A 23,995-nucleotide genomic window follows, 5' to 3' on the forward strand; every position below is an offset into this window, starting at 1 on the left:
CCCGCGAGTGTAGGGCACGGGGCAAGCGGCCTCGCGCTCGCCCCGGACAGGCTCACGCATTAGCGGTCGCCTCCTCGCGCTCCGCCGACAGCGCGGCGAGCCGTGCAGCGATCTCCTGCTGCGTCTCGGGGCCTGCGTGCATGAAGAGCGCCTCTCCGAGTTCGCGGGCGTCCGACCACTTCGTGTGCGTGCGGAAGCCGTGCGCGGCCTCGGGGCTCGACGCTTCGAGCACCTGGCCGATGGCTTCGTACGCCTCGAGGTCGTCGATGACGGCCGCGAGCGTCGAGTCCAGGCCGATGCGCGAGGCGGCGGCCGCCGGCGCGGTGTCGGCGACCTCCCAGGCGTGGGCTCCAGAGCCGACTTCGAGCTCGCCGCCGTCGGGCAGCACGACGACGGCGGTCGTGTTGGGCGGCACCGTCGCCTCGACGCGGACGACGCCGTCCCGGCGCGACCAGCCCGCACGCGCGGTGCCGTACGGCGTCAGGTGCTCGGCCCACGCGTGGTCGAACTCGGCGAGCGGGCGTGGCTGGATGCGGATCCGCTCGTATCCCGGCGCGTCAGGCGCGAGGCCCGCGACGACGCGGTGAAGCCAGTCGCCGACGGCGCCGAGCGCGTAGTGGTTGAACGACGTCATCTCGCCCGGGTTGATCGTCCCGTCGGGAAGCATCGAGTCCCACCGCTCCCAGATGGTGGTCGCGCCCATGGTGACGGGGTACAGCCACGACGGGTTCTCCGTCTGCACCAGCAGGCGGCGTGCGGCCTCGAGGTTGCCGGTGCGCGTCAGGGCGTCCTGGATGATCGGCGTGCCCACGAACCCGGTGCTGATACGGTAGCCCGACAGTCGCGTGAGCTCGGCGAGCCGCGCACCGAGCACCTCCTGCTGGTCGGCGGGGACGATGTCGAACACGATCGCCATCGCGTACGCGGTCTGCGCGTCCGACATCATGCGCCCGGCGGGTGTCACGTACTCGGCGAGGAACGCGGCGCGCACCTCCTCCGCGATCTGCGCGTACTCCCGTGCCTCGTCGTCCTTTCCGAGGAGGGCCGCGGCGCGCGCGACGGCATCTGCCGACCGGAAGAGGTACGCCGACGCCACGATGTCGGCATCCGTCTTCGCGTTCGCGGGCAGGTGGGGCGGCGCGTCGGGGTCGAGCCAGTCACCGAACTGGAACATGCCTTCCCACAGCCGGCGCGGGCCGGCCAGGCGGATCAGCACGTCCGCCCAGCCCTTCATGCTCGGGTACTGGCGCTCGACGGTGGCGACGTCGGCGTATCGCTCGTGCAGCACCCACGGCACGATCGTCGCGGCATCGCCCCACGCGGCGGCGGGGCGGGCGACGCCGAGCGCGTTCGGCACGACGAACGGCACCACGCCGTCGACCTGCTCGAGCGCGAGGTCGCGCAGCCACGAATCGAGGAACCCGCGCACGTCGTAGAGGAACGACGCGGTCGGCGCGAAGACCTGGATGTCGCCCGTCCAGCCGAGGCGCTCGTCGCGCTGCGGGCAGTCGGTGGGCAGGTACAGGAAGTTGCCGCGCAGCCCCCACACGATGTTCTCGTGCAGCTGGTTGACGAGGGGATGGGATGCCTCGAACCAGCCGGTGCGCTCCATGTCGCTGTGGATGACGACCGCGGTGACGGACGACGGGTCGAACTCCCCGGGCCACCCCTCGATCTCGGCGTAGCGGAAGCCGTGGAAGGTGAACTCCGGCTCCCACTCCTCGACGCCCTCGCCTGCCAGCGTGTAGTGGTCGGTCGCGGCAGCGGCGCGCAGCGGCCGCGTGCCGAGCTCGCCGTGCTCGAGCACCTCGGCATGCTTCAGCGTGATCACGGTGCCCGCGGGACCCGACACCCGGATCCGCAGGCGGCCGACCAGGTTCTGTCCGAAGTCGAGGACGGTCCTGCCGCTCGGGGTGGTGATGACCTCGCGCACGGCGAGGTCTTCGATGCGACGCACGAAGGGGGACACGCGGGCCTCGGGCGTACGCAGCGCGTCGAGTTCGGCGACCGGCGCCCAGTCCTCGGCGCGGTAGCCCGCCTCGGCGAAGCCATGGCCGTCGGCGTCCACGAGGGCCCGCCGGGCGTCGTGGTCCTCGCCCGCGTAGAGCCCGCTGGCCGTGATCGGTCCGGTGGACCCCTGCCAGGCGGCATCCGTCACGATCCATCGGCCCGACCCGTCGGTGTACTCGATGAGCAGCTGCGCCGCGAAGCGGGGCTGGTCGGCGTAGAGGGGCCGCGCGTTCTCGCGGAACCCGAAGCTCTCCGTCGCCCACGCGCCGGCGAGGCGCACCCCGATCGCGTTGCGGCCCTGCGTGAGGAGGCGGGTGACGTCGGTGGTCTCGTGGATGGTGCGGTGCGCATAGGGCGTCCAGCCGGGCTTCATGACCTGGTCGTCGACGTCGACGCCGTCGATCGCCACCTGGTACACGCCGAGCGCCGTCGCGTAGAGCGTGGCGCGCGCGACCGGGCCGGTCACGTCGAACTCGGTGCGCAGGTACGCGGGCTGCGCGTTCTCGGCCGGCTCGCCGAGGCCGATCGTCACCGCCTGCCACTCGCCCTCGGCGAGGAACCCGGCGACGACGCGCTGCGGCTCGCTCCAGTCGCCCGTGGAGCCGTCGACGCCGGTGACCCGCACGCGCAGCGACACCTCCTCGCGCGCGGCGAGCGGAGCGAACGGCCACGGGATCCGCGTGGACGCGCGGCCCTCGACGCGGTGCGACGACACCTCGCCGGCTCGGGTGATCTCAACCTCGGCACCCGCCTGCAGCCAGTCGGAGGTGTCTGTCTCGGTGCGCCAGCCGATCTCGGGGACCGGCGAGGCGACGACGTCGCTGCCGTAGGGCGCGTCGATGACGATGTGGGGAACGGGGCCGCTCATGGCACTCCTTGAAGGGTCTGGTGTGTGGCTCTTGAGTGTTCTGTGGACGGATGCTGCGATCAGGCGGGCACGACCGCGCCCGGTGTCGCGATGGCCGGCGCGGTGACCGCGATGCGGTGCGTGCCGTGGCCGAGTTCGGCGGGGGCGGGAGCGCCGTCGACGGTCGCGGCTGAACCGGCGGTCACCGGCAGGTCGAGCACGGCCCGCGAGCCGAACGGCACCTCGAGGGTGGCCTCGAAGACGTCGCCGTCGACGCGCCAGTCGATCGCGAGCCGCCCTTGAGGGGTCTGGATCGACGCCGAGGCGTGCTCGAGCCCCACCGCCGGGCGCGGAGCGACGTGCACGGTGCGATACCCGGGGTCGGCAGCATCCGGAGCCAGTCCCGCCACGGTGCGGTACACCCAGTCGATCATCGCGCCGTACGCGTAGTGGTTGAACGACAGCATGCCGGTGTCGTCTTCGGAGGCGTCCTCGGTGGGGAGGGCGTCCATGGCGCCGGAGTGGATGCTGCCGTCGGGCAGGATCGCGTCCCAGCGCTCCCACACCGTGGTCGCCCCGCGGTCCACCTGGTAGAGCCACGACGGGGCTTCGCGCCGGAGCAGCATGCGATACGCCTCGTCGAGGTGGCCCGAGTTCGACAGCGCGAACAGCACGAGCGGCGTGCCGAGGAAGCCCGTCGCGATGCGTCCGTTCTCGCGACGCACGTTCTCGGCGAGCGCGTCGGCGATCTCAGTTCGGCGTTCGGCAGGCGCCAGCGCGAACTCGAGGGCGATCGCGGCACCGCTCTGCGTGCGGATCGCCTCGTCACCCCAGCGCTCGAAGGTCGCTGCGCCGACGCGGTCGGCGAGGGCTTCGTAGTCATCGGCGCTGTCGCCGTCACCGAGGATGCGCTCCGCCCGGGACAGCAGTCGGGCCGACCACGAATAGAACGCGTTCGAGACGAACTCGCTCGAGACCTTGGCCTCCCAGGGCCGCTCGCCCGGGGCGTCCGGGTCGAGCCAGTCGCCGAACTGGAAGTCGCCGCCGGGCAGCACGACGCCGTCGCCGGCGCGGCGGCGCAGGTGCTCGACCCACCGCCGCATGCTGCTGCGCTGCCGCGCGAGCACCTCGGTCGAGCCGTACGACTCGTAGACCGCGAGCGGCACGATGGTCGCCGCATCCGCCCATCCGGCCCGGCCCATGTTCTCGGTCGGCACCCCGCCCATCAGCATGTCCTGCGGACGGATGATGTCGGGCACGACCGCGGGCACGCCGCCCTCATCGGTCTGGTCGATCTCGACGTCGCGCAGCCACGACATCCAGAACGACTCGGTGTCCATGAGGGTGTTCGCCGTCGCGGCGAACGCCTGCGCGTCGCCGGTCCAGCCGAGGCGCTCGTCGCGCTGCGGGCAGTCGGTGGGCACCGACACGAAGTTGTCGCGCTGCGACCAGAACACGTTCGAGTGGAACCGGTCGAGCGCCTCGTGCGACGAGGAGAAGGTGCTGCGCGGCGCGAGGTCGCTCGAGATCGCGACGGCCGTCGCCGAGACCACCTCGGCGCCCTGGACGTCGGCGTAGCGGAAGCCGTGGAACGTGAACGCCGGCTCGAGCGTGTGCTCGCCGTCGCGGTCGAGCGTGTAGACATCGGTGGCCTTCGCCGACCGCAGCGCCTTGACGTGCAGGTCACCGGAGGGCTCGAGCACCTCGGCGTGACGCACGGTGACGACATCGCCTGCGCTCCCGCGCACGACCAGGCGCACCCAGCCCGACAGGTTCTGCCCGCCGTCCAGTCGTGTGCGTCCGCCGTGCGGCGTCGGCGCCATCGGCAGCTCCGCGACCACGCGCACCGGCGGCGCCGAGCGCGGCTCGAATCGCGCGAAGTCGATGTCGACGATGGATGCTGCGACCCACCCCTCGCCCGCGTACCCGGGCTCGTGCACGGCGGGGTCGTCGAGGCGCAGGTCGGTCGAGGTGCCGTCGTAGATGCTCGCGCTGCGGAGCGGTCCGAAACCGGTCTGCCACGAGGCATCCGTCGAGCACACGACCTCGCCGTCGGCCTCGACCTGCGCGAGCGCGCCGGTGCGGTCGCCGTAGATGGCCTGGCGGCGGGCGAAGCCGAAGCTGCCGCGGTACCAGCCGTCGGCGACGGCGAGCACGATGACGTTCGGGCCGGGGCGCAGGAGGGACGTGACGTCGAGCGTGTCGACGAGGATGCGCTCCTGGTACGACGTCCAGCCCGGGGTGAGGAGGGCGTCGGTCGCGCGGACGCCGTTGATCCAGGCGTCGACGAGGCCGAGGGCGCTGAGGCGCAGGCGTGCGGTCTGCGGCGCTCTCTTGAGGACGAACTCGGTGCGCAGGAGTGGGACGGGACCGTCCGCGGGCGTATCGGCCCCGATGACGGATGCTGCGAGCTCGGAGCCGTCGACGCCGGCCTCGACCACGAGTGGCGCACTCCACGCGCTCCAGCCGCGCTGCGTCGCGACGCGCACCGAGAAGGCGCGGCGCTCGCGCGGCCCCAGATCGCCGGCGACGGCGATGCCGACCGACCGGGGATCGGCGACGGGCTCGGCGGCGGTCGGCTCGGCGCCTTCGGCGCCCTCGCGGAGCTGGTACCCGACGAGGCGGGCATCGGGATCGTCGCTCTCGGCACGCCAGCTCAGCCGCAGGCCGGTGCGCGGCACGCCGAGCAGTCCGTCGCCGTGCTGGGTGCGCAGCCCGATGGCGCGCACGGCGGCGTCGACTGCAGCGGGAGAGGGAAGAGCCGTCATGGCTGGGTCCTTTCGGCGGTCGGCCGCGTCGCCGACCCGCTCACCCATCGTGAAACGATTCATGGTTCTTGTCAATGGAAGTGTAGACCGTTACACAATCGTGACGGCTCGAATCGCGACCCACTGTTGACCCGGCCTCGAAACGGACGTACCTTACGAGAGTTGAATGGTTTCAATGCCACCTGGGCCCTGGAACCGATCAACGCAGCACCAGGGAATCCGGCAGCGTGGGCGGACCATCCGCTCGGCTTTACAAGGAGGTAAAGATGAAGAGCTCTTCTACCCGGAGAGTGCTCCTCGCGGGAGCAGGCATCGTGGCACTCGCCGTGCCGCTCGCCGCGTGCAGCGCCGGGGGCGGCTCCGACGACGGCACGGTCGAGATCAGCTATCTCACCCAGAGCGACGACGCCAACACCAACCAGGCGAAGGCGCTGATCGCCGCGTTCGAGGAGGCGAACCCCGACATCACGGTCAAGCTCGAGACGCAGCCCGGCGGCACCGAGGGCGACAACCTGATGAAGACGAAGCTCTCGACGGATTCGATGAACGACGTCTTCCACTACAACTCGGGTTCGCTCATGCAGGCGCTGAACCCCGACCAGACGATGGTCGACCTGAGCGACGAGGACTGGGTCAGCGATCTGACCGACGACTTCAAGGCGGTCGTCTCGACCGACAACGGCCTGTACGGAGCCCCGTGGGGAACGTCGTTCGCCGGGGCTGTGCTCTACAACAAGAAGGTCTACGAGCAGCTGGGTCTCGAGATCCCGACGACCTGGGATGAGTTCATCGCCAACAGCGAGAAGATCAAGGCGGAGGGCGGCGGTGTCGCCCCGATCCTGCAGTCGTTCGGCGACACGTGGACGAGCCAGCTGTTCGTGCTCGGAGACTTCGCGAACGTCTCGGCGGTCAACCCCGACTGGGCCGAGGAGTACACCGCCAATGACCCGAACGCGAAGTACGTCGAGGAGCCGGCCCTGGCAGGCTTCACGCACGGCGCGGAGGTGTTCGAGAAGGGTCTGCTCAACGAGGACTTCGCGTCGATGACCAACGCGCAGGCGATGGGCGCACTCGCGACCGGTGCCGGCGCGCAGTACCCGATGCTGTCGGCGACGATCTCGGCGGTTCAGCAGGACTACCCCGACAACGTCAACGACATCGGTGTGTTCGCTCTGCCGGCAGCCGACGCGGCCGACACCGCGATCACGATGTGGCAGCCGAACGCGATCTACATCGCGAAGACCACCGAGGGCGACAAGCTCGAGGCCGCCAAGAAGTTCGTGGCGTTCGCCAACTCCGAAGAGGGCTGCCAGGTGCAGAACGAGGGCGGCTCCATCGCCGGCCCGTACGTCACCAGCGCCTGCACGCTGCCCGACGATGTTCCCGACCTGGTCAACGACATCCAGGCGTACTTCGACTCCGGTGCGACCGGATCTGCGCTCGAGTTCCTCTCGCCGATCAAGGGACCGAACCTCGAGAACATCACCGTGGCCGTGGGCTCGGGCATCACCGGCCCCGAGGAGGGCGCGGCCCAGTACGACGAGGACGTGAAGAAGCAGGCCCAGCAGCTGGGTCTCGAGGGCTGGTGATCGAGCAGCCGTTCCACTGAAATCAGAGTTAGATCGGGGCCGGTGGCCACGCCGCCGGCCCCGCTTCACAAAGGAGTGAACATGACGACCGCAGTCGCGCCGACCGGAGCGGCCCCACCCGCCACGGCACGCACCCCGGCGCCGAAGAAGCGCAAGGGAATTCGCAGCCCGTACCCCAGTTGGTTCTACATCCCCGCCGCGGTGCTGTTCATCGTGTTCTTCGCGGTGCCCACATTCGCGTCGTTCTACTTCTCGCTGACGCGCTGGACCCTTTTCGACGTCCAGTTCATCGGCTTCGACAACTTCGTGCAGTTCTTCCAGGAGCCCCAGCTGGTCCAGGGCTTCGTCAATACCTTCATCTACGGGTTCGTCACCTCGGCCGCGAAGGTCGTTCTCGGCCTGGCGCTCGCGCTGCTGCTGACGGGTCCGACCCTCGGTCGCGGCTACCTGCGTGCCGTGGTGTTCTTCCCGGTGCTGGTCTCGACGATCGGCGTCGGCCTCACCTTCAAGGCGCTGCTCGACCCCTTCCACGGCGTGGTGAACAACGTGCTGGGCTTCTTCAACCTGCCCGAGCCCGGCTGGTACACCGACCCGAACCTCGCGCTGCTGACCGTCGCGGGCGTGGACATCTGGAAGGGCGTCGGCATCGCGACCCTGATCTTCATGGCCGGCATCGTCGCGATCCCGCACGAGTACTTCGAGGCGGCGCGCATGGACGGCGCCGGTTCATGGTCGGTGTTCCGCAACATCACCCTGCCGCTTGTCCGCCCGGCGACCGCGACCGTCATCATCCTGTCCCTGATCGGCGGCCTCCGCTCATTCGACCTGATCTGGGCGATGACCAAGGGGGGGCCGGGCTTCACCAGCGACGTGATCGCCTCGGTCATCTACAAGCAGTACCAGGCCGGCTTCTTCGGGCTGTCCACCGCAGGCAACGTGATCCTGTTCCTCGTGGTGATCGCTGTCATGGTTCCGGTGTCCTGGTTCCTGAACAGAAGGGAGGCGGAGCTGTGACCGTCACAGAGACCCTCACGACCGCCGATGCCCGCAAGCTCCGCGGCGGTCGTCGCCCCAAGGAGGATCGCCGTCCGATGACGGTGCGGCGATGGATGCGGAAGTATCTCGTCGGGATCATTGCGATCATCGCCTCCGTCGTGATCTTCCTGCTGCCCTTCGTCTTCGTGTTCCTGCAGTCCGCGAAGAGCCCCCAAGAAGCCGGGCTCGTCGAGTTCAGCCTTCCCAGCGAGTGGCTGTTCTGGCAGAACCTCGTCGAAGTGCTCGAGAAGAACGACTACCAGGTGCTGTGGGCGTTCCTGTGGACGACCGTCATCACCGTTTTCGCGTGCGCGATCATGGTCGTGCTCGCCGCGATGGTCGGCTACGTGCTGCAGCGCAAGCGCACCAAGCTCAACGCGTACATCAACTTCATGGTGCTGGCGGCCCTCATCGTGCCACCGGCCGTCGTGCCGACCATCTGGGTGCTGCAAGGTGTCGGGCTTTTCAAGACCATCCCCGGGATGATCCTGATCCAGGCGACCTTCGGACTCGCGTTCTGCGTCCTGCTGTTCCGCGCGTTCGTGGCCACGATCCCGAAGGAGCTGGACGAGGCCGCCATCATCGACGGCGCCGGACCCATGCGCCTGTTCTTCACGGTCGTCCTGCCGCTGCTCAAGCCCGTCATCGTCACCGTCATCGTGGTCCAGGCCGTCTTCGTCTACGGAGACTTCCAGGGCCCGCTGTACTTCCTGCCCGGCAACGACTACCCGACGGTCCAGCTCGGCCTGTACAACTTCCAGAGCCAGACCGTGAGTCAGTTCAACCTGCTCTTCATGTACGTCCTGCTCACGACGATCCCGCCGCTGATCATGTACATCTTCTTCAACCGGCAGATCGTCGCGGGCATGACCAGCGGAGCGGTCAAGGGGTGATCGGCGGTGGCTTCACCAGAACTCCGCGGGCACGGTCCCGCGGAGCCAGGCGAGTTCGTTGTCGCGGATGAACGTCGACAGCGCCTCGTCAGGGGTGAGGCCGTCCCCGACCCACTCGTCGAGGATGCGCATCAGCTCGCCGGCCGACTCGATGCCGGGTTCATCGACGACCTGACTCCACGCCGCGACGAAGCCGTCGGGCGTCGGAACCGCGTGCACCAGCTTCGAGACGTACTTGGGGCCGGGGAGCATCACGCGATTCGCCGCCAGGGCAGCACGCGCGGCAGCCAGCGCGAGATGGAGTCCGGCGTGGCGGCGGAGGAATCCGTCGCCACGCTCGACCGCCTGGCGCAGGAAGTACCCGCCGTAGAGGTGCGCCTGCGCGACGAACGAGCGCACACGGTCGTCCCACGCCTCGTCCGGACGCTCGACGATGCGAGCGATCGTCTCGTCGAGACCCGCGAGCACGCTCCACGCGACCCGGGCGCCGAGGAAGGAGGCCCGCGTCGGGTCGTCGGCCCTGTCGACGGCCGTGGCGAGGTACGACGGGCTCACGAGCTTGATGTCGATGTACGAGCCGGGGTAGTCCAGGTCCCGTCGTTCGACCCAGGCGAAGCGGCCCTGCGTGGTCTCCGCGGCGAAGCGCTCCTCGTCGACGACGAGATACACGTCGACATCGGAGTCCTCGCGCTCCCTGCCCTGGGCGACCGATCCCACGAGCACCACTCCCAGCACTCCGGGCTGGTCGCGCACCGAATCCACATAGGCGGCGAGCGCCCGCTCCTGATGCTCCATCCGTGCTCCCTCGCGTCGAATCGGCTCTCACGCTATCGACACACCGCCGCCCACGGCGCACCGTTCTACGGAAAGCGTTCTCCCACTTGCGGAAAGCGTATTCGACCTCTATTGTTGAAACGATTCATTATCCGGTGATGTCGTAGCCGACATCACCGCCCACCCGAGAGGCGTCCGACTCATGACCAGCACGACCGCGACGAAGCGCGTCTGCTTCCAGCTGACGGTGAGGCCCGAACTGCTGGACGAGTACATCGCCCGCCACACCCCGGTGTGGCCCGAGATGCTCGCCGAGATCGCCGCCTCCGGCCGGCGCAACTACTCGCTCTTCCTGGGTGACGGCGGGCGCCTCATCGGCTACTACGAGACGGACGACGACGAGGCTGCCCAGACCTACCTCGCGAACTCCGAGGTCGCCGCCCGATGGGAGGCCGAGATGGGCCGATTCTTCGTCGGCCTCGAGGGGCGCCCTGACCAGGCGGCCACCCCCCTCACCGAAGTCTTCAACCTCCACGACCAACTCGCCGCCGCCCGTGGCACGGCGACCGACACCACCGAAGAAGGCAACGCATCATGACGACGCTGTCACCCGACATCCAGTCCGCACTCGAAGGCCAGGGCATCGAGCTGCCCAGCTGGGCGTTCGGCAACTCCGGCACGCGCTTCCGCGTGTTCACCACGCCCGGCACGCCGCGCGACCCGTACGAGAAGATCGCGGATGCCGCGCAGGTCAACGCGTACACGAAGCTCGCGCCGAGCGTCGCCCTGCACATCCCGTGGGACAAGGTCGACGACTACTCCGACCTGCGCCGTCACGCGGAGGACCTCGGGGTGAGCCTGGGCACCATCAACTCGAACACGTTCCAGGACGAGGACTACAAGTTCGGGGCACTCACGCACCACGACGACCGCATCCGCAACAAGGCGATCGACCACCACCTCGAGTGCATCGACATCATGGATGCGACCGGCTCGCGCGACCTCAAGATCTGGCTCGCCGAGGGCTCGAACTACCCGGGCCAGGGCGACATGCGCGCCCGGCAGGACCGCCTGCAGGAGTCGCTCCAGAGGATCTACGACCGCCTGAGCGACGAGCAGCGGCTCGTGCTCGAGTACAAGTTCTTCGAGCCGGCGTTCTACCACACCGACGTTCCGGACTGGGGCACGTCCTACGCCCAGGTCGCGTCGCTCGGCGACAAGGCGATGGTGTGCCTCGACACCGGTCACCACGCCCCGGGCACGAACATCGAGTTCATCGTCATGCAGCTGCTGCGTCTCGGAAAGCTCGGCTCGTTCGACTTCAACTCGCGGTTCTACGCCGACGACGACCTCATCGTGGGCGCGGCCGACCCGTTCCAGCTGTTCCGCATCATCTTCGAGGTCGTGCGCGGCGGCGGCCTGAACAACCCGGACGTGGCGTTCATGCTCGACCAGTGCCACAACGTCGAGGACAAGATCCCGGGCCAGATCCGCTCGGTGCTCAACGTTCAGGAGATGACCGCCCGCGCGCTCCTCGTCGACCGCGACGCCCTCGCCGCCGCGCAGGCCGCGAACGACGTGCTCGGCGCGAACGCGGTCTTCATGGACGCGTTCTACACCGACGTGCGCCCGGCGCTCGCCGAATGGCGCGAGTCGCGCGGACTCGCCGCCGACCCGATGGCCGCGTACGCGGCATCCGGCTACCAGCAGAAGATCGCCGCGGACCGCGTCGGCGGCACGCAGGCCGGCTGGGGCGCGTAAGCCCCCCAGCTCCCTCTGGGGCTTCGCCCCAGACCCCCAGCCGCTGACGCGGACCAGACCCACCGGGGGCGCGGGATGCCGATCCCCGCGCTCCCGGTGCAACACCAGACCGGCAGCTCCGCAGTCAGAGACTGCGAGTAGCACGAAACCGAACCCGCAGAAAGCTACTGCGGAGCATCCACCGAAGGATCCGAATGAGCGAGCCGTACTCCGCAGCCGACGGACTCGTCCGCGTCTATCCGGCACGCGAGCCGAACGGCACCGGACTCGTCTGGGCGCACGGCGGCGCGTTCGCATTCGGCGACCTCGACATGCCCGAGTCCGACTGGGTCGCCTCCCAGCTCGCCGCGCGGGGCACGACGGTCGTGTCGGTCGACTACCGCCTCGCCCCTGTTCCGGCGGGATGGGATGCTGCGGGCCGCCGCTCCGGCGGACACCACTACCCCGCCGCCTCCGACGACATGCTCGCCGCGTGGTCGTGGGTCACAGGCAACGCCGGCCGCCTCCGCATCGACGCCGGCCGCATCGCCATGGGCGGGACGAGTGCCGGAGGCAACCTCGCCGCGGGTGCGACACTGCGCCTGATCGAGCGCCGCGCGACGCTTCCCGCCCTCGTGCTCCTCGCCTATCCGACACTGCTCGCCGTGCAGCCGGCGCCCGATGCCGCCCTGCGGGCCGCGCTCGACGCGCAGCCCGAGGCCGATCGCTTCGGCCCCGACATGGTGCGCGCCATGTACGAGAACTATCTCGGTGGTCCGGTCGATCGTGCCCCGCTCGGCGCGATACCGGGGCTCGCGCGACCCGTCGACCTCGTGGAGTTCCCGCCGACGCTCATGGTGAACGGCGACGTCGACGAGCTCCGCGTCTCCGGCGAGGCGTTCGCCGCGTCTCTCATCGCCGCAGGACGCTCGGTCGAGGTGGTCGCCGAGCTCGGCACCGAGCACGGCCATCTGAACCGCCCACACGAGGCCGCAGCATCCGTCACCATCGACCGCTTCGCAACCCGCCTCGCCGCCCTGTCGTCCTCGCCTCCCAACCCGTCGACCCCCTCCTCCCCTGCTCCCCCGTCAGGACGTGCCGGCGCACCCGGCAGATCGTGACAGGCGAGCCGAAAGCACTCCGCTCCCCTGTCGCAAGGGACCGCCGCGACCGGCACATCGTGACAGGTGAACAAACCGAACGAAGGAACGCAATCATGACCAATCCGGCCGTCACCGACCTGATCACGCGGTCGAACCGCCTCGGCGCCGACCCGAAGAACACCAACTACGCCGGCGGCAACACCTCGGCCAAGGGCACCGAGACCGACCCGGTCACCGGCGAGCCCGTCGAGCTGCTGTGGGTCAAGGGCTCGGGCGGCGACCTGGGCACGCTGACGGAGTCGGGTCTCGCGGTGCTGCGCCTGGACCGCATGCGCGCCCTCGTCGACGTCTACCCGGGCGTCGACCGCGAGGACGAGATGGTCGCCGCGTTCGACTACTGCCTGCACGGCAAGGGCGGCGCGGCGCCGTCGATCGACACCGCGATGCACGGCCTCGTCGACGCGGCGCACGTGGACCACCTGCACCCCGACTCGGGCATCGCGATCGCGACCGCCGCGGACGGCGAGGAGCTGACCGCGAAGATCTTCGGCGACAAGGTCGTGTGGGTGCCGTGGCGTCGTCCCGGCTTCCAGCTGGGCCTCGACATCGCGGCGATCAAGGAGAAGAACCCGCAGGCGTTGGGCACGATCCTCGGCGGGCACGGCATCACGGCCTGGGGCGACACGTCCGAGGAGGCCGAGGAGAACTCGCTCTGGATCATCGAGACCGCCCAGGCCTACATCGACGCCAACGGCAAAGCCGACCCGTTCGGCGGCGTGCGCGCCGGCTTCGAGGCCCTCCCCGAGACCGAGCGCCGCGCCAAGGCCGCCGCACTCGCCGCGACCATCCGCGGTCTCGCGTCGACCGACAAGCCGATGGTGGGCCACTTCACCGACGCCGCGGTCGTCACCGACTTCCTCGCGTCCGAGCGCGCCCCCGAACTGGCTGCGCTCGGCACCAGCTGCCCCGACCACTTCCTGCGCACCAAGGTCAAGCCGCTCATCCTCGACCTCCCCGCCGACGCCTCGGTCGAGGACTCCCTCGCGCGCCTGAAGGAACTGCACGAGGAGTACCGCGCCGGCTACCAGGCGTACTACGACGCGCACGCCACCGCCGAGTCCCCCGCGATCCGCGGCGCCGACCCGCTCATCGTCCTCATCCCCGGCGTCGGCATGTTCTCGTACGGCGCGAACAAGCAGACCGCGCGCGTCGCCGGCGAGTTCTACGTCAACGCGATCAACGTGATGCGCGGCGCCGAGGCGCTGTCGACCTACACGCCGATCTCCGACGCCGAGAAGTTCCGCATCGAGTACTGGGCCCTCGAAGAGGCCAAGCTGCAGCGGATGCCCAAGCCCAAGACGCACCAGGGCCGCATCGCACTCGTCACGGGTGCGGCATCCGGAATCGGCAAGGCCATCGCGACCCGTCTCGCCGCCGAGGGCGCGTGCGTCGTCGTCGCCGACCTCGACCTCGAGAAGGCGCAGGCGGCCGCGGCCGAGCTCGGCAACACCGATGTCGCCATCGGCGTGGCCGCGAACGTCGCCGACGCCGACGCGATCCAGGCCGCGTTCGACGCCGCGGTGCTCGCGTTCGGCGGGGTCGACCTCGTCGTCAACAACGCCGGCCTTTCGCTGTCGAAGCCGCTGCTGGAGACCACAGAGAAGGACTGGGACCTGCAGCACGACGTCATGGCCAAGGGCTCGTTCCTCGTCTCGAAGGCCGCCGCGAAGATCCTCATCGACCAGAAGCTCGGCGGCGACGTCATCTACATCTCGTCGAAGAACTCCGTCTTCGCCGGCCCGAACAACATCGCGTACTCGGCGACGAAGGCCGACCAGGCCCACCAGGTGCGTCTGCTCGCGGTCGAGCTCGGCGAGCACGGCGTGCGCGTGAACGGCATCAACCCCGACGGCGTCGTCCGCGGCTCGGGCATCTTCGCCGCCGGCTGGGGCGCCAACCGCGCCGCGACCTACGGTGTCAAGGAAGAGGACCTCGGCCAGTTCTACGCCAACCGCACCATCCTCAAGCGCGAGGTCGTGCCCGAAAACGTCGCCGACGCGGTCTACGTCCTGACCGGCCCCGAGCTCTCGCGCACCACGGGCCTGCACATCCCCGTCGACTCCGGCGTCGCCGCCGCGTTCCTGCGATGACAGACGCTTCGACAGGCTCAGCGACCGGGGCGGCGAACGCCCCGTCGCGGAGCGGCGGCGTCGTCGCGGCGGTCGACCTCGGCGCGACCAGCGGGCGCGTCATGCTCGGCTACGTGGACGACGGGATGCTGCGCCTCGAGCAGGTGTCGCGATTCCCGAACGGTCCCGTACCCGGCGCCGACGGCGAGCTGCACTGGGATTTCACCGCGCTGTACCGGCACATCGTGGAAGGCCTCACCGAGGCGCTCCGGCGGGAGCCGGGCATCGCGAGCATCGGGATCGACTCGTGGGCGGTCGACTACGGCCTGGTGAACGGCGAGGAGCTGCTCGGCGAGCCGTTCCACTACCGCGACGAGCGCACCGCCCGCGGCGTCGAGATGGTGCACGGTCGCGTGCCGTTCGACGAGCTCTACCGTCGCAACGGACTGCAGTTCCTGCCGTTCAACACGCTCTACCAGTACGTCGTGGAGGCGGCGCTGCAGGACGCGAGCTCCGCGCTGCTCGTCCCCGATCTCGTCGCGTTCCTGCTGACCGGCGCACGGGTCGCCGAGCGCACCAACGCGTCGACGACGGGCCTGGTCGACGTGACCACCGGCGAGTGGGACCTCGACCTCGCGGCGAGGCTGGGGATCCCGGCATCCGTCCTCCCTGTCCTCGTCGACGCGGGTGCCCGCCTCGGCACACTGCGCGGCGAGGCGCGCGAACGCGTGGGCGCTGCGCTCGAGGTGATCGCGGTCGGCTCGCACGACACGGCGTCGGCCGTCGTCGCGGTGCCGCTCAGCACGCCCGACGCGGCGTACATCTCGTGCGGCACATGGGGTCTCGTCGGTGTCGAGCTCGACGAGCCCATCGTCAGCGACGCGGCCCGCGAGGCGAACTTCACGAACGAGGGCGGCGTCGACGGGCGTGTGCGCTTCCTCCACAACGTCACGGGCCTGTGGCTGCTCAGCGAGGCCGTGCGCACGTGGGAGGCCGAGGACGGCGCGGCGATCGACCTTCCGGGATTGCTGGATGCTGCCGCCTCCGTCGACGACGACATCCCGCTGTTCGACGCGAACGACGCACGCCTGTCGGCTCCCGGCGACATGCCCGCCCGCATCGCGGCGGTGCTCGGCGAGTCCGGCGCCCCGGTGCCCGCCAGCCGCGCAGCGTTCGCGCGGACGATCGTCGAGAGCATCGCGCAAGCCTTCGCCGACGCCGTCGCGACCGCCGGACGGCTCACCGACCGCGACATCGACGTGATCCACATCGTCGGCGGCGGCGCTCTCAACCGGCTGCTGTGCCAGGCGACCGCCGACCGCTCGGGCCTCCCCGTGCTCGCCGGACCCGTCGAGGCGACCGCGCTCGGCAACGTGCTCGTGCAGGCCCGTGCCCACGGCTGGTTCGGCCCCGACGCGACCCTGGAGGATCTGCGGCGCGTGGTGGCGGCATCCGTCTCTCCCGAGCGCTACGAGCCGCGATCGTGACCGGCTACGCGGCCGCGTTCGACTGGGCCCGGGGCCACGTCGAGGCGGGGCGCCTGCCCAGCGCGGTGCTGGGCATCGCGACCGCCGACGGCGTGGCCGCGCTCGACGCGTTCGGCAGGACCGACGGGCGCGCGGCGCGGGTCGAGGATCCGTACTGGCTGTTCTCGATCACGAAGGTGCTCACCGGCCTCACCGCCGCGCGCGCGATCGAGCGCGGACTCCTGACGACCGAGACGCCGCTGAGCGCGGCGCTGCCCGAGTTCGGAGCCGGCAGGGACGATGTCGTGCGCCTGCGCCATCTCGTGAGCCACACGGCGGGCATCCCCGAGCCGACGCTCGATCCGGCGGGCGGGCTGCGCACCGCGCTCCTCGCTCCAGGCCGCGACTTCGCCGCCGGCACCGCCTCGCGCTACTCCACGGTGGCGTTCGACGGCATCGCCGAGCTCGTCGGGCACACCACGGGACGGGGATGGGATGCCGACGTCTCGGCGTGGGCTCCCGCGCTCGGCGCATCCGGCTTCACGCTCGACCCGGCCGTGGATCCGCACACCGTCGTCGACGCGGAGCGCCTGGGCCTCGACATGGTCGGGTTCGCGAGCCACCGTAATCCCGGCGCCGGCATGATCGGCACGGCCGGCGATCTGCTCGCGCTCGGCTCGGCGCTGCTGCGCATCGGGCAGGGCGAAGCCGGCGGCGTCGTGCAGCCGGCGACACTGGACATGATGCGACGCCCGCTCACCGGCGACATCCCGCGGCTCGAGCCATACCCGGCCGAACGCGGCCAGGACTGGGGCTTCACGTTCAACCTGCGCACGCGCGCGCCGGGTCTGATCGACCGCGACGTCTACGGCCACGCCGGCTGGGCGGGCACGGAGTTCTGGGTGCACCCGACCGCCGGCGTCGCATGGGTGCTGCTGACGAACCAGGCCGAGCGTCCCGGCGTCGACGCGGACGAGCTCGACAACGCGGTGGTCGCGGGGCGCTGACGGTGGTCAGCCTGCGGGCGCCGGCGCGGAGGTGCGCACCCTGAGCTCGGCCGCGAAGACCTCGCGCACCGCCTCCGCGCGGCCCGCGAAGCGCTCGAACAGCATCTCGACTGCGCGGGCTCCCATCGCTTCGCCGGGCTGGTGCACAGTGGTCAGCCCGAGGGCGGGATGCGAGGCCATCGGCACGTCGTCGTAGCCGACCACCGCGAGCGGAACACCGGCGTCGTGCGCTGCGCTCATCGCCCCGAAGGCCAGCTCGTCATGGGCGGCGAACACCGCGGTGACCGGTGTCGCAGACTCCATGGCACGGCGCACGACGGCGTATGAGGGAACCCCGCCCTCGTCACAGCGCCAGACCACTCGGTCGTCGGCGCGCCCTGCCTCCGCCATGGCCGCCTCGTACTCCCGCAGGCGCACGCCGTGCGGGTAGGGATCGGTGTCGTCGGATTCCTCCAGTGTCAGGTGCGCGATGCGCCGGTGCCCGAGGTCGAACAGGTGCCGCATCGCGATCCGCGTGCCCGCCGCGTCGTCGCCGGCCACCACGTCGTAGCGTTCAGAGATATCGTGCCGCCCGAACATCACCACGGGCACCGATGCGGCGATGCGTTCGAGTCCGGCCGGATCGACGCGCGGTGACACCGCGATGACGCCGTCGACCTGACGGTCGACCAGTGCTTCGAGCGCGCGCAGCCCCTCCCGGGACCCGGCCTCTGCGGGCGCGATGATGAGCTGGTACGACGTGCCCTCGATCGCGGTCGTCGCGCCCTGGACGATGCGGGTGAAGAACTGGTTCCCGAGACCAGGCAGCTCGATCCCGATCGTGAACGTGCGCCCGCGCATCGCGCGGGCGGCGATCTTCGGGCGGTAGTTGAGCTCGGTCATCGCCGCGGTGACCCGCTCGCGCATCGCGTCGCTCACCCCGTACGCGTTTCGCAGCACCTTCGACACCGCGGCACGCGACACGCCGGCCGCGACCGCGACATCTTCGATCGTCGCGGGGCGTTGTGGTCTGGCCCCGGTCATTCCGCTCCTCGGGAAGGTCCTGCAGGGCCAACGTACCTTCCCGGACCGGGAAAGCGTCGTCCACCCGCGGACGAGCGCACCTGCCGGCTCCGTCAAGCCCCGGGACGCAGCATCCGTCCGCCGCTACCGTGACCGGTATGGACGAACGGCGAACCGAAGACGAGACTCCCGAGGGCGACAGCCCGATCGGCGGCGACGAGACCACCGAGGAGCAGCTCGAGGCCGACAACCCCGTCGAAGAGGACACCCTCGAGACGCTCGACCCCGACAATCCCCCGGCCTGAGCCCGGGCCGGGGGCCTACGCCTCGCGGGTGATCGTCACCTTGACGTGGAGGTTGCTCTTGAACGGGCCGGCGTACACGCCGCGCAGCGGCGGGACGTCGCCGTAGTCGCGACCGCGGCCGACGAGCACGTGGCGGTCGCCGATCTCGATGTTGTTCGTGGGGTCGAAGCCCTGCCACTCGCCCGCGAACCACTCGATCCACGCGTGGGACTCGCCCGTCACCGCGACTCCGACCTCGGCCGACGGGCGCGGGTGCAGGTACCCCGACACGTAGCGTGCCGGGATGCCGACCTCGCGCAGCGCGCCGAGCGCGATGTGCGCCATGTCCTGGCAGACGCCCTTGCGCGCCTCCCACGCCTCGGCCGCGGTCGAGTGCACACCGGTGATGCCGTGCATGTACTCGACGGCGTCGCCGATCGCGACGGCGATCGCGTGGGCGGCCCGGCCGGGGTGGTCGTGCTGCGCGGCGATCGACCGGGCGAGCTCGACGACCTCCTCGTGGGGCACCGTGCGCCGCGTCTGCGACATCTGCTCGACGGTCTCGAGCGAGCGGCTCGCTTCACGGGCGAGACCTTCCCAGGTGACGTCGACGTGCTCGAGCGGCCGCGGACGCACCTCGACGAGCGAACGCGCGGTGATCGTGAGCGAGGAGTGGGGCGACAGTACGTCGAACGCGGCGACCCGCGTGCCGAAGTAGTCGACGTACTGGTTGACGGAGGTCGACGGCTCGATGTCGAGCGACGCGTTGAGCACGAACTGGCTGTCGGTGGAGCCCGGCAGCATGCGCGCCTCGTTGTACGACGCGGTCACGTCGCCCTGGTAGCTGAAGCCGGTCTGGTGCTCGATCCGGAGGCGCTTCATGAGATCTCTCCGATCCAGCTGGGCTCGGCCTGGGTCGGGAAGAACCGCCCGCGGATGGCTTCGGATGCCTCGCGCGTGACGGTCTGGACGCGGTCCATGTGCGTCGGCAGCTCGCCGAGGATCTCGGAGATCGGCCGGTACTCGAGGTCGTTGCGGATCTGGCCGAGGGCCCGCAGCACCGTGTTGGAGTGGCCCACGCGGTCGGCGCGGGGGTCGATGGCGCTCATGCACTCCTCGGCGCGCTGGATCGAGTAGATGATCGAGCGGGGGAAGAGCCGGTCGAGGAGCAGGAACTCGGCGGCGTTGCGGGCGCTGGGCATGCCGCGGTACGTGCGAAGGTACGCCTCGTAGGCGCCGCACGAGCGCAGGATCGTGGTCCACGACGGACCGGACGCCTCGGTCAGCGAACGCGTCGCCAGCAGGCGAGCGGTCATGTCTGTGCGCTCGATGCTGCGCCCCAGGGTGAAGAACTGCCAGGCCTCGTCGCGGCTCGTCGACGAGTCGACGATGCCGACGGCGAGCGCCGCGCGCTCGCGCACCCACTGGAAGAACTCGTGTACGCGGTCGTTCTGCAGGCGGCGCGGCATCCGGGCGCTCGTGGTGTTGAGCGTCTCCCACAGCTCCGTCGACACGATCTCGCGGGCGCGGCGGGCGTTCTCGCGCGCGGCGGTGAGGGCGTACGCGATGCTCGACGGGTTCATCCGGTCGACGGCGAGACGCGCGAGCACGTCTTCGCGGCGCACCTGGTCGACGCCGTCGGGCGGCACCGAGCCCATGACGCTCAGCAGCGACCGGCAGGCGGTGTCTTCGTCGATCCACGGGTCCTCGAGGAGCAGCTGCAGGTGCACGTCCAGGATGCGGGCGGTGCCGTCGCTGCGTTCGATGTAACGCCCGATCCAGAACAGGCTTTCAGCGATGCGACTCAGCATGAGGTGCTCCCGTCGATACCCCGAACGCGAGTCGATGCACTGCGATCGAGTCGAGGCGATTCGGGTGCGCGGAACGCATCGAGCCGGACGGAAGGCATCGACTCGCGGGCGGGGATGACGGATGCTGCGGCCTCGGCAAGCTCGGGGGCCTGCTGCTGCTGCTCCTGCTGCTCGACGCGCGAGCGCGGGCGGTCCTGCGGCGAGTGCGCGGGCTCGGTCTGGGCGTCGTAGATGATCGGGATCGCCGCCGTCACCGTGGCGGCCTGGTCGGCGACGAGGCCCGCGACGCTCTGTCCCTGGCCGTACTCGACCTGACCGGGTGCGGCGCCGCCGACGATCCAGGTGTCCTTCGACCCGCCGCCCTGGCTGGAGTTCACCACGAGCTGCCCCTCGGGCAGGGCCACACGGGTGAGGCCGCCGGGGAGCACCCACACGTCCTCTCCGTCGTTCACCGCGAAGGGGCGGAGGTCGGCGTGGCGCGGGCGCATCCCGTCCTCGACGAGGGTGGGGATGGTCGAGAGCATGACCACGGGCTGCGCGATCCAGCCGCGGGGATCGGCGAGCAGGTTCTTGCGGAGCTTCTCGAGCTCGGCGGGTGACGCATCCGGCCCCACGACGAGGCCCTTGCCGCCCGAGCCGTCGACGGGCTTCACGACGAGCTCGTCGAGCCGGTCGAGCACCTCCTCGAGGGCGTTCGGCTCTTCGAGGCGCCACGTGTCGACGTTCTTGAGGATCGGCTCCTCCGCGAGGTAGTACCGGATGAGGTCGGGCACGTAGGTGTAGAGCAGCTTGTCGTCGGCGACGCCGTTGCCCACCGCGTTCGCGATCGTCACGTTGCCGAGGCGCGCGGCGAGCATGAGGCCGGGAGCCCCGAGCATCGAGTCGGCGCGGAACTGCAGCGGGTCGAGGAACTCGTCGTCGACGCGGCGGTAGATGACGTCGACGCGCTTCGGGCCGCGGGTCGTGCGCATGAAGACCTTGCCGCCGATGCAGAGCAGGTCGCGGCCCTCGACGAGTTCGACGCCCATCAGCCGCGCGAGCAGCGTGTGCTCGAAGTACGCCGAGTTGTAGACACCCGGCGTCAGCACCACGACGTTCGGGTCCTCGACGCCGGGCGGGGCGGAGGCGCGGAGGGCCGCGAGGAGCTTGTTCGGATAGTCGCCGACGGGGCGCACCCGCATCGAGACGAACAGTTCGGGCAGCGTCTGCGCCATGACCCGGCGGTTCGAGATGACGTAGCTGACGCCGGACGGCACGCGCACGTTGTCTTCGAGAACGCGCATCTCGCCGTGCTCGTCGCGGATCAGGTCGATGCCCGACACCTGGATGCGCACGCCGTTGGCCGAGTGGATACCGGCGGCCTGGCGGTAGAAGTACTGCGAGCTCGCGATGAGTCCGGCGGGCAGCACCTCGTCGCGCACGCAGAACTGATGCCCGTACGCGTCGTCGAGGAAGGCCTCGAGCGCCCGCACGCGCTGCTTGACGCCCGCCTCGATGCGCGACCACTCGTCGTAGGTGATCACGCGGGGCACCGCATCCAGCGGGAAGGGCCGTTCCTCGCCCGCGAAGTCGAACGTCACGCCCTGCGCGAGGTACGAGCTCGCGAGCGAATCGGTGCGCCCGCGCAGCTCCTCCTGGGTCATCTGCGCGAGCGCCTGGTAGAGCTCTCGATAGGCCTCGCGCGACTCGGCCGGCGCACCCGGGTGAGCCGGGCTCCCGAACATCTCGTCGAACGCGGGTACCCCCGAGGGCGTCTTGCGCGGCGCCAGCGTGGAGCCGTAGCCGTCGAACAGATCACCCATGCGAAGAGCCTAATGGGGCCTTCGTTGCGGTCGTGTTTCCGAGCCGTTCTCCCGGCCACGCGATGCCGGATCGGACGTATGCTCCCGCTATGACTCGTGTGGCGAGCGACGCGACGCGCGCCGCCCCGAAGGCCTCGGCACTCTTCGGCGCGGCGGCGGGTGTCGCATCCGTCGTGCTCGGCGCCGGCATCGGCGAGCTGGTCGCCGCGGTGGTCGCACCGTCGTCGAGCCCGTTCTCCGTCGTCGGCGGCGTGCTCATCGACCTCGCGCCGTCATGGGCGAAGGATGCCGCGATCTCGCTGTTCGGCACGGCCGACAAGCTCGCGCTGCTCATCGGGATCGCCGTGGTGCTGCTGGTCGCAGCGGCGGGCGTCGGTGTGCTGGAGCTGCGCCGACCCTGGTTCGGCGCCACCGTGTTCGCGGCACTCGGCGTCATCGTCGCCGTGCTCGCGATGACCCGCGCCGGGGCGACCGGACTCGCGTGGCTGCCCTCGCTCGCGGCAGGGCTCGTCGCCGCGGCAGGGCTCCGGCTGCTCGCCCGGCTCGCGAGACGGACCGCGGATGCCTCGTCCCCCGCCTCTGCGGCGAGGGCCGGCGACAGCGACGTACCCGGCGACGAACACCCCTCGCGCCGCCGTTTCCTCGTGTGGGCCGGTGCGGCGACCGCGGTCGGAGTGCTCGCCGCGATCGCGGGGACGGCGCTGCAGGCAGGGTCACGCAGCATCGACGCCGTGCGCCGCGCGCTGCGTCTGCCCGCGCCCGCCGTCGCGGCCCCGCCGGTGCCGGCGGGGGCTCAGCTCGACGTCGTCGGGATGACGCCCGTCGTCACCCCGAACGCGAGCTTCTACCGGATCGACACGGCGCTCGTGGTGCCGCAGATCGACCCGGGCGACTGGAGCCTGCGCATCCACGGACTGGTCGAACGGGAGGTCGAGATCGGGTGGGACGAGCTGCTCGCCCTCCCCCTGGAGGAGAGCTGGACCACGCTCGCGTGCGTGTCCAACCCCGTCGGCGGCGATCTCATCGGCAATGCGAAGTGGCTCGGCTATCCGATCCGGCTGCTCCTCGAACGGGCGCGACCGACGGCGGAGGCCGACATGGTGCTGTCGCGCTCGATCGACGGCTTCACCGCGAGCACGCCGCTCGAGGTGCTGCAGGAGGAGACGCGCGACGCGATCCTCGCGATCGGCATGAACGACGAGCCGCTGCCACCCGAGCACGGCTTCCCGGTGCGCATGGTGGTGCCGGGACTATACGGCTACGTCTCGGCGACCAAGTGGGTCACCGAGCTCGAGGTCACACGGTTCGATCGGGCGGACGCCTACTGGACGACGCGCGGCTGGTCGGCGAGGGGCCCGATCAAGCTGCAGTCGCGCATCGACCTCCCGCGCCGCGGCCACGGCATGGCGCCCGGCGAGACCACGATCGCCGGGGTCGCGTGGCACCAGCACGTCGGCATCGCGAAGGTCGAGGTGCAGATCGACGGCGGTCCATGGCGCGAGGCCACGCTCGCGACAGCGATCTCGGACGACACCTGGGTGCAGTGGTCGATCCCCTGGAAGGCGGAGGCCGGCTCCCACGCGATCCGCTGCCGCGCCACGAACACGAAGGGCGAGCTGCAGATCGAGACCGACGCGTGGCCGGCGCCGGACGGCGCCACGGGCTGGCAGCAGCTCAACGTCGACGTGGCCTGATTCCGCACCGCAGGCGCACACCCTGCCGGGCCTGCGCTCCG

Annotated in this window: 18 protein-coding genes; 11 read left to right on the forward strand and 7 right to left on the reverse strand. The window is 70.4% G+C overall.

The annotated features are described in order from the left end of the window. Nucleotides 1–52: 52 nt before the first annotated feature. Entirely contained in the window at nt 53–2,878 is a 2,826-nt protein-coding gene (locus ACEYYH_RS18945; protein ID WP_374975847.1) for a family 78 glycoside hydrolase catalytic domain, read from the reverse strand. 59 nt (nt 2,879–2,937) lie between these two features. After that, nucleotides 2,938–5,625, reverse strand: a complete 2,688-nt coding sequence (locus tag ACEYYH_RS18950; protein WP_374975848.1) for a family 78 glycoside hydrolase catalytic domain — start codon at nt 5,623–5,625, stop codon at nt 2,938–2,940. A 266-nt stretch (nt 5,626–5,891) separates the two neighbouring features. Between ACEYYH_RS18950 and ACEYYH_RS18955 the strand changes: the two genes are divergently transcribed. The 3 genes from ACEYYH_RS18955 (at nt 5,892) to ACEYYH_RS18965 (ending at nt 9,142) form a co-directional block, all read left to right on the forward strand. Then, nucleotides 5,892–7,214 carry an ABC transporter substrate-binding protein gene (locus tag ACEYYH_RS18955; protein ID WP_374975849.1) on the forward strand — a complete coding sequence of 441 codons (1,323 nt, stop codon included), beginning with the start codon at nt 5,892–5,894 and terminating at the stop codon, nt 7,212–7,214. A gap of 81 nt (nt 7,215–7,295) precedes the next feature. Further along, nucleotides 7,296–8,228: a carbohydrate ABC transporter permease gene (locus ACEYYH_RS18960; protein WP_374975850.1), complete on the forward strand. Its 933-nt coding sequence runs from the start codon at nt 7,296–7,298 to the stop codon at nt 8,226–8,228. Continuing rightward, the gene (locus tag ACEYYH_RS18965) at nt 8,225–9,142 is read left to right on the forward strand and encodes a carbohydrate ABC transporter permease (protein ID WP_374975851.1); all 918 of its coding nucleotides are present in this window, start codon (nt 8,225–8,227) and stop codon (nt 9,140–9,142) included. Before ACEYYH_RS18960 ends, ACEYYH_RS18965 begins: the two co-directional genes overlap by 4 nt. A gap of 12 nt (nt 9,143–9,154) precedes the next feature. Here ACEYYH_RS18965 and ACEYYH_RS18970 read toward each other — a convergent pair whose 3' ends face one another. Next, on the reverse strand, nt 9,155–9,937 hold the full coding sequence (locus tag ACEYYH_RS18970) for a nucleotidyltransferase domain-containing protein (protein WP_374975852.1): 783 nt from the start codon (nt 9,935–9,937) through the stop codon (nt 9,155–9,157). Nucleotides 9,938–10,118: 181 nt separating this feature from the next. Between ACEYYH_RS18970 and ACEYYH_RS18975 the strand changes: the two genes are divergently transcribed. From ACEYYH_RS18975 to ACEYYH_RS19000, 6 genes are all read left to right on the forward strand, one after another. Next, nucleotides 10,119–10,514, forward strand: a complete 396-nt coding sequence (locus ACEYYH_RS18975; RefSeq protein ID WP_374975853.1) for an L-rhamnose mutarotase — start codon at nt 10,119–10,121, stop codon at nt 10,512–10,514. Continuing rightward, nucleotides 10,511–11,677, forward strand: a complete 1,167-nt coding sequence (gene rhaI, locus ACEYYH_RS18980) for an L-rhamnose isomerase (RefSeq protein WP_374975854.1) — start codon at nt 10,511–10,513, stop codon at nt 11,675–11,677. Before ACEYYH_RS18975 ends, rhaI begins: the two co-directional genes overlap by 4 nt. A 194-nt stretch (nt 11,678–11,871) precedes the next feature. Further along, a complete protein-coding gene (locus tag ACEYYH_RS18985; protein WP_374975855.1) occupies nt 11,872–12,777 on the forward strand; it encodes an alpha/beta hydrolase fold domain-containing protein in 906 nt (301 codons plus the stop codon). Nucleotides 12,778–12,872: 95 nt separating this feature from the next. Then, nucleotides 12,873–14,909 carry a bifunctional aldolase/short-chain dehydrogenase gene (locus ACEYYH_RS18990; protein WP_374975856.1) on the forward strand — a complete coding sequence of 679 codons (2,037 nt, stop codon included), beginning with the start codon at nt 12,873–12,875 and terminating at the stop codon, nt 14,907–14,909. Then, nucleotides 14,906–16,375 carry a rhamnulokinase family protein gene (locus ACEYYH_RS18995; protein ID WP_374975857.1) on the forward strand — a complete coding sequence of 490 codons (1,470 nt, stop codon included), beginning with the start codon at nt 14,906–14,908 and terminating at the stop codon, nt 16,373–16,375. Before ACEYYH_RS18990 ends, ACEYYH_RS18995 begins: the two co-directional genes overlap by 4 nt. Further along, nucleotides 16,372–17,361: a serine hydrolase domain-containing protein gene (locus tag ACEYYH_RS19000; RefSeq protein ID WP_374975858.1), complete on the forward strand. Its 990-nt coding sequence runs from the start codon at nt 16,372–16,374 to the stop codon at nt 17,359–17,361. The genes ACEYYH_RS18995 and ACEYYH_RS19000 overlap by 4 nt, the downstream gene beginning before the upstream one ends. A 6-nt stretch (nt 17,362–17,367) precedes the next feature. On the opposite strand, the gene ACEYYH_RS19005 is transcribed toward ACEYYH_RS19000, so the two are convergent. Continuing rightward, nucleotides 17,368–18,384 (reverse strand): LacI family DNA-binding transcriptional regulator, encoded by a 1,017-nt coding sequence (locus tag ACEYYH_RS19005; protein ID WP_374975859.1) that lies wholly within the window; start codon nt 18,382–18,384, stop codon nt 17,368–17,370. A gap of 137 nt (nt 18,385–18,521) precedes the next feature. On the opposite strand from ACEYYH_RS19005, the gene ACEYYH_RS19010 reads away from it, so the two are divergent. After that, nucleotides 18,522–18,668: a hypothetical protein gene (locus ACEYYH_RS19010; RefSeq protein ID WP_374975860.1), complete on the forward strand. Its 147-nt coding sequence runs from the start codon at nt 18,522–18,524 to the stop codon at nt 18,666–18,668. Between the two features lie 15 nt (nt 18,669–18,683). Here the strand turns inward: ACEYYH_RS19010 and ACEYYH_RS19015 are convergent, their stop codons facing one another. From ACEYYH_RS19015 to ACEYYH_RS19025, 3 genes are read right to left on the reverse strand one after another with little or no spacing between them, the layout of a single operon-like run. After that, on the reverse strand, nt 18,684–19,529 hold the full coding sequence (locus ACEYYH_RS19015; protein ID WP_374975861.1) for a transglutaminase N-terminal domain-containing protein: 846 nt from the start codon (nt 19,527–19,529) through the stop codon (nt 18,684–18,686). Continuing rightward, on the reverse strand, nt 19,526–20,458 hold the full coding sequence (locus tag ACEYYH_RS19020; protein WP_374975862.1) for an alpha-E domain-containing protein: 933 nt from the start codon (nt 20,456–20,458) through the stop codon (nt 19,526–19,528). The genes ACEYYH_RS19015 and ACEYYH_RS19020 overlap by 4 nt, the downstream gene beginning before the upstream one ends. Further along, a complete protein-coding gene (locus ACEYYH_RS19025; protein ID WP_374975863.1) occupies nt 20,452–22,260 on the reverse strand; it encodes a circularly permuted type 2 ATP-grasp protein in 1,809 nt (602 codons plus the stop codon). The genes ACEYYH_RS19020 and ACEYYH_RS19025 overlap by 7 nt, the downstream gene beginning before the upstream one ends. 89 nt (nt 22,261–22,349) lie before the next feature. Between ACEYYH_RS19025 and ACEYYH_RS19030 the strand changes: the two genes are divergently transcribed. Beyond that, nucleotides 22,350–23,954, forward strand: a complete 1,605-nt coding sequence (locus ACEYYH_RS19030) for a molybdopterin-dependent oxidoreductase (protein ID WP_374975864.1) — start codon at nt 22,350–22,352, stop codon at nt 23,952–23,954. Nucleotides 23,955–23,995: the final 41 nt, after the last annotated feature.

Source organism: Microbacterium trichothecenolyticum, from assembly GCF_041938625.1.
Taxonomy (GTDB): Bacteria; Actinomycetota; Actinomycetes; order Actinomycetales; family Microbacteriaceae; genus Microbacterium; species Microbacterium trichothecenolyticum_D.

Bases quoted from the DNA above. Each gene is read 5' to 3' on its own strand.
- ACEYYH_RS18945 (WP_374975847.1), bottom strand. From the start codon at position 2,878: ATGAGCGGCCCCGTTCCCCACATCGTCATCGACGCGCCCTACGGCAGC.
- ACEYYH_RS18950 (WP_374975848.1), bottom strand. From the start codon at position 5,625: ATGACGGCTCTTCCCTCTCCCGCTGCAGTCGACGCCGCCGTGCGCGCC.
- ACEYYH_RS18955 (WP_374975849.1), top strand. From the start codon at position 5,892: ATGAAGAGCTCTTCTACCCGGAGAGTGCTCCTCGCGGGAGCAGGCATC.
- ACEYYH_RS18960 (WP_374975850.1), top strand. From the start codon at position 7,296: ATGACGACCGCAGTCGCGCCGACCGGAGCGGCCCCACCCGCCACGGCA.
- ACEYYH_RS18970 (WP_374975852.1), bottom strand. From the start codon at position 9,937: ATGGAGCATCAGGAGCGGGCGCTCGCCGCCTATGTGGATTCGGTGCGC.
- ACEYYH_RS18975 (WP_374975853.1), top strand. From the start codon at position 10,119: ATGACCAGCACGACCGCGACGAAGCGCGTCTGCTTCCAGCTGACGGTG.
- rhaI (WP_374975854.1), top strand. From the start codon at position 10,511: ATGACGACGCTGTCACCCGACATCCAGTCCGCACTCGAAGGCCAGGGC.
- ACEYYH_RS18985 (WP_374975855.1), top strand. From the start codon at position 11,872: ATGAGCGAGCCGTACTCCGCAGCCGACGGACTCGTCCGCGTCTATCCG.
- ACEYYH_RS18990 (WP_374975856.1), top strand. From the start codon at position 12,873: ATGACCAATCCGGCCGTCACCGACCTGATCACGCGGTCGAACCGCCTC.
- ACEYYH_RS18995 (WP_374975857.1), top strand. From the start codon at position 14,906: ATGACAGACGCTTCGACAGGCTCAGCGACCGGGGCGGCGAACGCCCCG.
- ACEYYH_RS19005 (WP_374975859.1), bottom strand. From the start codon at position 18,384: ATGACCGGGGCCAGACCACAACGCCCCGCGACGATCGAAGATGTCGCG.
- ACEYYH_RS19010 (WP_374975860.1), top strand. From the start codon at position 18,522: ATGGACGAACGGCGAACCGAAGACGAGACTCCCGAGGGCGACAGCCCG.
- ACEYYH_RS19015 (WP_374975861.1), bottom strand. From the start codon at position 19,529: ATGAAGCGCCTCCGGATCGAGCACCAGACCGGCTTCAGCTACCAGGGC.
- ACEYYH_RS19020 (WP_374975862.1), bottom strand. From the start codon at position 20,458: ATGCTGAGTCGCATCGCTGAAAGCCTGTTCTGGATCGGGCGTTACATC.
- ACEYYH_RS19025 (WP_374975863.1), bottom strand. From the start codon at position 22,260: ATGGGTGATCTGTTCGACGGCTACGGCTCCACGCTGGCGCCGCGCAAG.
- ACEYYH_RS19030 (WP_374975864.1), top strand. From the start codon at position 22,350: ATGACTCGTGTGGCGAGCGACGCGACGCGCGCCGCCCCGAAGGCCTCG.